Origin of the sequence: Streptomyces laculatispora, assembly GCF_017353455.1 — a bacterium.
Taxonomy (GTDB): Bacteria; Actinomycetota; Actinomycetes; order Streptomycetales; family Streptomycetaceae; genus Streptomyces; species Streptomyces laculatispora.
This window is the reverse complement of record NZ_JAFMPZ010000485.1, coordinates 1-6,172: the sequence shown is the minus strand read 5'-3', so window position 1 is coordinate 6,172 and position 6,172 is coordinate 1. Positions and strand designations below refer to the sequence as shown.

Annotated in this window: 7 protein-coding genes and 1 pseudogene; 3 read left to right on the top strand and 5 right to left on the bottom strand. The window is 71.5% G+C overall.

From position 1 onward, the window contains the following. A pseudogene (locus J1C73_RS24205) lies at window positions 1–341 on the top strand (hypothetical protein); the annotation flags it as partial. Between the two features lie 33 nt (window positions 342–374). On the opposite strand, the gene J1C73_RS24200 reads toward J1C73_RS24205, so the two are convergent. After that, complete coding sequence (locus tag J1C73_RS24200; RefSeq protein ID WP_207318275.1) at window positions 375–1,391, bottom strand: phosphotransferase family protein; 1,017 nt, start codon at window positions 1,389–1,391, stop codon at window positions 375–377. Between the two features lie 245 nt (window positions 1,392–1,636). Here J1C73_RS24200 and J1C73_RS24195 point away from each other — a divergent pair, with 245 nt between their 5' ends. Next, window positions 1,637–2,416: a hypothetical protein gene (locus J1C73_RS24195; RefSeq protein WP_207318274.1), complete on the top strand. Its 780-nt coding sequence runs from the start codon at window positions 1,637–1,639 to the stop codon at window positions 2,414–2,416. A gap of 7 nt (window positions 2,417–2,423) precedes the next feature. Here the strand turns inward: J1C73_RS24195 and J1C73_RS24190 are convergent, their stop codons facing one another. The 4 genes from J1C73_RS24190 to J1C73_RS24175 all read right to left on the bottom strand — a co-directional run bounded on the left by J1C73_RS24190 (window position 2,424) and on the right by J1C73_RS24175 (window position 4,556). Next, window positions 2,424–2,666, bottom strand: a complete 243-nt coding sequence (locus J1C73_RS24190) for a hypothetical protein (RefSeq protein ID WP_207318273.1) — start codon at window positions 2,664–2,666, stop codon at window positions 2,424–2,426. Continuing rightward, window positions 2,663–2,911, bottom strand: coding sequence for a hypothetical protein (locus tag J1C73_RS24185; RefSeq protein ID WP_207318272.1), 249 nt, complete (start codon window positions 2,909–2,911; stop codon window positions 2,663–2,665). The genes J1C73_RS24190 and J1C73_RS24185 overlap by 4 nt, the downstream gene beginning before the upstream one ends. 57 nt (window positions 2,912–2,968) lie before the next feature. Continuing rightward, window positions 2,969–3,796, bottom strand: coding sequence for a hypothetical protein (locus J1C73_RS24180; protein WP_207318271.1), 828 nt, complete (start codon window positions 3,794–3,796; stop codon window positions 2,969–2,971). Window positions 3,797–3,896: 100 nt separating this feature from the next. Next, complete coding sequence (locus tag J1C73_RS24175; protein WP_207318270.1) at window positions 3,897–4,556, bottom strand: TetR/AcrR family transcriptional regulator; 660 nt, start codon at window positions 4,554–4,556, stop codon at window positions 3,897–3,899. A gap of 71 nt (window positions 4,557–4,627) precedes the next feature. Here J1C73_RS24175 and J1C73_RS24170 point away from each other — a divergent pair, with 71 nt between their 5' ends. Next, entirely contained in the window at window positions 4,628–6,085 is a 1,458-nt protein-coding gene (locus J1C73_RS24170) for an MFS transporter (protein WP_242644631.1), read from the top strand. Window positions 6,086–6,172 lie beyond the last annotated feature (87 nt).

The following is a 6,172-nucleotide window of genomic DNA, read 5'->3' as shown; positions in this document are numbered from 1 at the left end:
CGTTCGACTCGCACCGGGGGATGCCGTTCGCGGACGTCCGCACCGACATCACCGTCGACAACAACGGCCGGCACGGCGGTGACGCGAGCGCCGGCCCCCTGTTCGGCGCCCGCTTCACGCACTGGAACATCCGGGTCACCAACGGCCGGGCCGGCCTGATGCGGATCGACGGCCTCGCCCCGTACAGCGCGAGTGTCGGGATCAGCGAGGTGACGGAGTTCGACCAGATCGACGTCCCCGACTTCACCGGCGACCTGCACACCCGCCTGGAGGCGTACGGCACCCCGGAGGCCGTCCGCCCGCGGAACCTGTACGACGCCCAACGGGCCCTGCTGCGCTGACGACACCGGCGTCCCGAGCCGTCGGCGCTGCGGTCACCCCCTTTCCCGCAGCGCCGACTCCACCTCGCCGAGGGCCGCTTCGAGCCGCGGCGCCACCTCGGTCCACGTCCACTCCAGGTCTGCCCCGGCCGTCTTGCGGGGCACGGTCTCCACCAGCATGATCAGGTACAGGTACGAGCGGTACAGCGCGAGCCGCAGCCGCAGCGAGTCGTCGAACTCCACCGGACCGCCCGCGGCCGACGCGTAACCGGCCAGGAAGTCCTTGTCCTCCTCGATGTCCCCGAAGAGGGCGAGCGAGACGAAGTCGGCGGCCGGGTCGCCCCAGAACATCCGCTCCCCGTCGATGATCCCGCCGATCCGCCGCGCCCCCGGCTCCCCGGCGACCAGGATGTTGCCCTGCCACAGGTCGAAGTGGACCAGGGCGGGGCGCGTGACGTCGTCCAGTACGTACGAGGCGGCGCCGAGCAGTCCGCGGATGTCCGGCGCCGCGCGCGGCAGCCGCGCCGCGTAGGTCAGCGCGTCGGCCAGCACGGCGTCCGTCATCGTGGTGAACGCTTGCCGCCAGGTGGGCGCCAACGGGGCCAGGGCCGTTGACGGGTAGCCGAATCCGCCGGGTGCCGGGGCGGTGTGCAGCCGGCCGACGGCCCGGCCGAGGTCACCGCGCAACCGCTGCTCCTCGCCGTCGGCCATCGTGTCCGTGAGCTCGTGCCAGGGCTGCCCGGGACACGCCGTCATGATCACGTACGCGCCCTCGGGGGCGGCCGGGTCGAGCCCGCTGTGCACGACGCGGGGGACTGCGGTCTCCGCGGCCAGGCCGGCCGCCGCGGTGTAGAAGGCGACCTCGTTGACCAGCAGGTCGCGCTCGTAACCGAGATGGGTCCCGGCGGTGGCGGGCGGCGGGGTCTTCACCACCCACTCCCGGCCGTCGGTGAGCCCGACCCGGGTGACGGTGTTGTACGTGCCGCCGGCGAGCGGGTCGCACGAGGCGATCAGCTCCGGTGGCACATTCACGGAGCCGAGTACGGCGGACAGGGCGGAATCGATCGGCATCAGCGGACCCCCTTCGGGTGGTCACCCCGCAACGCCTTGCTGCCGGCCGGCGCGAACAGCCAGGTCAGAGCGTGCTCGGAGTGATCACGACGTAGTCACGATCAGGGGCGATGCCCGGTCTGACGGATTGCCAAACCCCACATGGCTCATAGAGTTGGCCTACCCCCACGATCTCCCCGGCCGCGCCGAACCCGGCGTCGGCTGCTTTCGTGCGGGCGAAACGACCTGATACAGAAGGATGGGCCATGCGACCCACTGCCATACGCCGTACCGCTGTTGCCGTCACCGCGATGTCCCTGGCCCTGCTCACCGCGGCCTGCGGTTCGGACTCGGCGGACCAGGACAGCGGCAACAAGGGCAAGGCGGACGCGACCGCTTCGGCCAAGCCCGCCGCCAAGGCGCTGACCGCCGCCGAGCTGGAGAAGGCCTCCCTCGCCCAGGGCGACGTCAAGGGCCACAAGGTCGCCAAGGCCGGTCCCGCCGACGCCGTTTCGGCCGGTGACGTCACCGCTGACAAGGCCGCCTGTGATGCCTTCTCCGACGCCCTGATGGGCGCCAAGGCCGGTTCGCCCGTCGCGTCCACCCAGCGCAAGGTGGTCAGCGAGCCGAAGAAGGGCGCCGACAAGGACAGCGCCGACCCCGAGGAGGCGTTCAAGGCCGCCTTCGACATCACGACGACGCTCACCACGCTCTCCTCCTACGAGGGCAAGGGCGCCGAGGAGTCGGTGGCCGCCCTGCGGACCGCGGCGACCGGATGCGCGTCCGGCTTCACGATGAAGGCGGCGGGAGCCAAGCAGAAGATCGTCAAGATCGCGGAGGTGCAGGTCAAGGGCGGTGAGGAGGCCGCCGGTTGGACGGTGACCATCGAATCGGACGGCGAGAAGAGCACGATGAAGCTCGTGCAGGTCCGCCAGGGCGCCACGGTCGCCTCGTTCACCGCGCTCAACCTGGCCGCGGCCTCCTCCGGCGGCGACTTCGAGCTGCCGACCGCCGTGATCGACGCGCAGGTCGCCAAGCTGGCCTGAGCCCCGGTCAGGGCAGCGGGACGAGTCGCACCACGGTGACGGTCAGGACCGACCCGGAGACGTAATAGAGCACGATCGCCCCGGCGACGGTGGCCTCGCGGCGATCGTGCTCCTCCTTGACGGCGGACGACCCGTGCCCGTAGGGCTCGCGCCCCAGGGAACGCGCCATCTCGTCCCGGAAGGTGTCGCCGTCCGGCATCTTGGCCAGGGTGTCATCGGCGGGCGGTGCGTAGGAGATCCGGAAGCTCAAGCGACGCTCCGCCTCTCGGCCTCGTCGCGCGCAAGCCGGTCCAGAATCCGTTCGGCCTCGGGATCGGGCACGGCCTCCAGCATCCAGTGCCGCATCACGGCCTGGATCTCCTGCACCCCGGCCTCGCTGATGGCACGGTCGAACTCCTCGCGTCTCGCCTCGGGCAGGGCGACGCGGATGGCCGGGATGCTGTTGGGCACCTCGACCTCGGCGCCGCCGACAAAGGTCTTCAGAGGCTCACCCATGGCTGCTCTCCCGATCTCCCCGCATGCGCCACAGAGTACGACGACGGGTACGGGCCGTCACCTCCGGCCGTGCCACCAGCGCGACTTGGCGGCCGGTGCGGTGCCGGCCCCGGAGGCGGACGCCTCGGGCAGTCCCCGTACAGCGGTCCGGATACGGTCGAAGGTGGCGACGGGGTGCCGGGGCCCGTCTCCGTCGCCCTCGCTCCCGCCCTCACTCCCGCCCTCGCCCGGCAGCAGGACACCGAGGCAGACCAGTTTGAACCGGCTTCCCTCCAGCTGGAGTCCGACGAAGACCGGCGCCCCGACGCAGCCCTGGGGAACAAGGCCGTCCCATACGAAGCCCCCATGGTCGCCGCTCCGCACGACCTTTCCGACGATCACGGCCTGTTCCCGTTGCGTACGGTCGGGCCCCACGTCGTGGCCGAGCGCGTACGCCGCTACCGGAGCGTCGCCCAGCCGGGCGATGTCCTCGCCCGTCGCGGCCATCCCGTCAGTGATCTCGTCGGTCGCCCAGGCCCATTTCTTCCGGCGCGCGAGGGCGTGCAGCACGCCGGTGGGCAGCACCGAGACACCGGAGTCACCGAGGGGGATCCAGCCCTCCTGGAACCGCAGCATCATCAGGGCGCCGGCGCTCATGGCGGACTCGGACAGGCCGGGCCGCAGCCGTATCTCGGCAAGGTCGTAGCGGGTCAGCGCCCCCGCGGTCAGGAGGTACTGGCGGTACGTCGCGTTCCCGTCGTCGTCCTCGGCGAGGAGGTCGTTGAACCAGAACGCCGTCCCGAAGACGTCGCCGCGGTGGGCCTGTTGGTACGGCAGCGTGCAGCGGCCGCTGTTGCTGACGATGGCATCGATGATGGAGCCGTGATCGGCCGTCTGTTCGGACATGAGAGCAGAACTTAGCGGAGGGCCGCTTCACGTCGCCCTGTGCCGTACCGGAGGTCCTGGTGGGCGGGGCGTCCGTCCAGGCCCGTCCAGCGGCCTGCGCTCAGACCTGGTCGGGACCTTCGTGCTGACTGTGCCACTGTTCGGTGGCCACCCCGGCCAGTACGACCTGTACCACCTGCTCGGCGAGCGAGGACGTCACCGGCAAGTGCCCGAAGAGCACTCGGTAGTAGGTGGTGGAGGCCAGCAGGTCCAGAAGCAGATCGATGTCGACGTCGGCCCTGATGTCGCCACGGCGGATCCCGCGGCGCAGCGCCTCGGCCGTCGAGGCCCGGCGCGGGCGGAAGAACCTGTCGAGGAACAGCCTTTCCAGGTCGGGGTCGTCGGCGAGGTCGGCGGCGAGGGCGGGCAGCACCCGCCGCCCCACGGTGGTGGTGAACGCCCGGCTCAGCATGCCGATGCCCTCGATGAGATCGCAGTGCGTGCAGCCCGTGTCGGGGGTGGGTGCCGTTCCCATGGTGGCGACCAGCGCGTCCACGACGAGGTGCTGCCGGGAGTGCCACCTGCGGCGCAGCGCCGGCTTGCTCGTACCGGCACGGCTGGCCACCCCCTCCAGCGTCAGCTTCCCGTACCCCGACTCGTTGAGGACCTCCATGGTCGCGGTGCGGACTGCCGCGTCGATGCGTTCGTCCCGCGGCCTTCCGGCACGTTGCTGGCGTGATGCGCGGCTGTCGGGCACGGCGCCACGCGGGGTGTTCTCCATGCCCTCAGTATAGGTATGCTGAATTACGTTCCGTTCCAGAACGGTATATAATTCAGCCCGGAGGTTTCCCCTTGTCCCAGGACGTTGACGGCGCAGCGAGCAAGGGCGACGAGCCATCCGCACCACCGGCCCCGGAAGGCGCCGAGCCGGGGGAGAGCGTCTTCTCCGGCCCCCACCGGGCCCTGACGCTCGGCGTCCTCCTCTCCGTGAGCATGGTCGCGTTCGAGTCGCTGGGCGTGGCCACCGTGCTGCCCGGCATCGCCCGGAATCTGGAGGGCCTGGGGGCCTACGGCTGGGGCCTGTCCGCGCTGATGTTGGCCAACATCATCGGCACCGTGACCGCGGGCCGGGCCGCCGACCGGAGCGGCCCGTGGCGGCCGATGGCGGTGGGCACGCTCGTGTTCGCGGCCGGCTGCGCGGTCGCCGGAGTCGCCGCGAACTGGCCCCTGTTCCTCCTCGGCAGGTTCTGCCAGGGCCTCGGGATCGGAGCCGTCGTGAGCATGGCCTACACCGTGGTCGGCCTTGCCTACCCCGGCCGGCTCCGTGCCCGGATGTTCGCCCTGCTGTCCTCCGCGTGGACCATTCCCTCGCTGATCGGGCCGGTCATCGCGAGTGGCCTCACGGAGCTCACGAGCTGGCGCGGGGTCTTCCTGCTCATGCTGCCGCTCATCGCGATCGCCGCCATCCTGACCCTGCCGGCGCTGCGCAAGCTCGACCACACCCACCAGGCGGCCGCGCCCGGCCCGGCGCAGCCCTGGTGGAGGGGACCGCTCGCCGCCAGTGTGCTGCTCACCGCGGGCACCGCGCTGTTGCTCCAAGCGCTGCTGCTGAAGAACTTGGTCCTGCTCGTCGTGCTCGGCGCGGTGGGCGCGGTCATCGCCGTGCTGACCCTGCGCCAGGTGACGCCGGAGGGAACGCTGAGCCTGCGGCCCGGCCTCGGCGCAGGCATCGGCATCCGCTTCCTGCTGTGCGCTGTCTACTTCGGCAGCGAGGCGTTCCTGCCCCTCGGCCTCCAGGACCTGCGCCAGGTGAGCGTCACCGAAGCCGGCCTCGGGCTCTCCGCTGGTGCGATCACCTGGGTGGTGGGCTCGACGGTGCAGGCGAAGCGGGACGGGAAGGGGGCGGAGGGGCGCGGCTCGGGAGTCATGCTCGGCTTCGCCATTCTGTTCGTCGGCGTCCTGGTCATGGCCCTGGGCGTCCTCTCCGAATCGGTACCCGCGCTGACCGCCGTGGCGGGCTGGGCGATCGGCGGCATCGGCATGGGCATCGCGTTCAACGCCTCCACCACCGAGACCATGGAGCAGGCACCCGCGGAACGGCAGGGCGAGGTCAGCGGGGCGCTTCAGCTCTCGCAGACCCTCGCCACCGCCGTGGTCGCCGGCCTGGGCGGGGCCGCCATCGCCATCGCGCACGACCACGACGGGTCCACCCGCACCGCCCTGTCCTGCACCTTCCTGCTGACCGCGGCGCTCGCGCTGGTCGGCACGCTGGTCTCCCGCCGCCTGCGGCCCGCTGCTTGCGCCGTGTGACCGATGGGACGGGGACGAGGACGCGTGGCCTGCGAGCTGAGACTCCGCGCCGGGGCCGGGGCCGAGGCGCGCCCGCCCGGACCCACC

Coding starts and splice junctions, on each gene's coding strand:
- J1C73_RS24200 (WP_207318275.1), bottom strand. CDS start 1,391: ATGCCGATCGATTCCGCCCTGTCCGCCGTACTCGGCTCCGTGAATGTG.
- J1C73_RS24195 (WP_207318274.1), top strand. CDS start 1,637: ATGCGACCCACTGCCATACGCCGTACCGCTGTTGCCGTCACCGCGATG.
- J1C73_RS24185 (WP_207318272.1), bottom strand. CDS start 2,911: ATGGGTGAGCCTCTGAAGACCTTTGTCGGCGGCGCCGAGGTCGAGGTG.
- J1C73_RS24180 (WP_207318271.1), bottom strand. CDS start 3,796: ATGTCCGAACAGACGGCCGATCACGGCTCCATCATCGATGCCATCGTC.
- J1C73_RS24175 (WP_207318270.1), bottom strand. CDS start 4,556: ATGGAGAACACCCCGCGTGGCGCCGTGCCCGACAGCCGCGCATCACGC.